This is a genomic window from Primorskyibacter flagellatus, assembly GCF_900176485.1.
GTDB lineage: Bacteria > Pseudomonadota > Alphaproteobacteria > Rhodobacterales > Rhodobacteraceae > Primorskyibacter > Primorskyibacter flagellatus.
The window spans coordinates 1-1284 of sequence record NZ_FWYD01000067.1; the positions used below are offsets into that span (position 1 = coordinate 1).

At 55.8% G+C, this 1284-nt stretch carries 1 protein-coding gene; it reads left to right on the forward strand.

The window, feature by feature from the left end; genetic code table 11:
- Positions 1-289 precede the first annotated feature (289 nt).
- Positions 290-1284, forward strand: a 995-nt coding sequence (locus tag B8991_RS20955) for a tyrosine-type recombinase/integrase (RefSeq protein ID WP_084355216.1), incomplete at its 3' end; no start/stop codon positions are given.

Genomic DNA, 1284 nt, shown 5'->3' on the forward strand with positions numbered 1-1284 from the left:
AAATGCTCAAAAAAGCAAAGCCCGCCGAGTTGGCGGGCCTTGAAGAAAGTGCGTCTTCGCTTGAGTTGGTTGCGGGAGTAGGATTTGAACCTACGACCTTCAGGTTATGAGAGAGCACCACCCCAGTTGCACGTGATACCCCACATTGCGCCCACCTACCCTATCTTATTGTTTTTTCTATTTAATATTTGACGACGACTACGCTCAGCTTTTACGCGTTGCTCTGTGGTTTGCTTCCAGTTGCTTCCACAGTGCTTCCACGAAACCCGTGGCGATAGGGGAAAAGACCATGAGCAAACTGACCAAACGCGCCGTGGATGCGCTGACGCCCGAGGCCAAAGACTACTTTGTCTGGGACGCACAAATTGTTGGTTTTGGCGTCCGCGTCATGCCGTCCGGTGCAAAGACCTATCAAGCTCAGTATCGCAAAGGTGGCCGAACCCGCCGGGTGTCCATCGGGCGGCACGGCAAGATCACGGTCGATGAAGCACGCAAGCTGGCAAAGGAAGTCATGGGGCAAGTCGCCAAGGGCGAAAACCCCGCCGAAGAAATCTCACAACACCGCAAAGCCCCGACCGTCGCGGCCCTGTGCGAGCGGTTCTTTGAAAGCCACGTCAAAGAGCGGTGCAAACCGTCCACCCAAGGCGAGTATCGCCGTGCAATTGACCTCTTTATCAACCCGGCGATGGGCAGCTTCAAAGTGGTGGACGTAGAGCGCAAAGACGTGGCCGAGCTACACCACAAATTCCGGCACAAACCGTATCAGGCAAACCGCACCCTTGGCGTGCTATCCAAGATGTTCAACCTGTCCGAAATTTGGGGATTGCGGCCCGACGGGTCAAACCCCTGTCGCCATGTCCCGAAATATCGTGAAGTGAAACGCGAGCGCTATCTCTCAAACGCGGAACTACAGCGCCTTGGTCAGGTGTTGTGCGATGTTGAACAGCAAGGCACGGAAACGCCCTATATTGTCGCGGCGTTTCGGCTGCTGATCCTGACCGGCTGTCGTCTTGGCGAAATCCAAACCCTGAAATGGGATTATATTACAGGCGAAGGCATGCAATTGCCGGACACAAAGACCGGGGCGCGGCGCATCCCGTTGCCCGCTGCGGCGCGCGCGGTTCTATCCGCCCTGCCCCGCCACCCCGACAATCCCTATGTGATTGCGGGAAAACTGCCGGGCAGTCATGCAACCGATTTCCAGCATCCTTGGCGACGCATTCGGAAACAAGCGGGTCTGGCGAATGTACGCATTCACGATCTAAGGCATACATATGCTTCTAA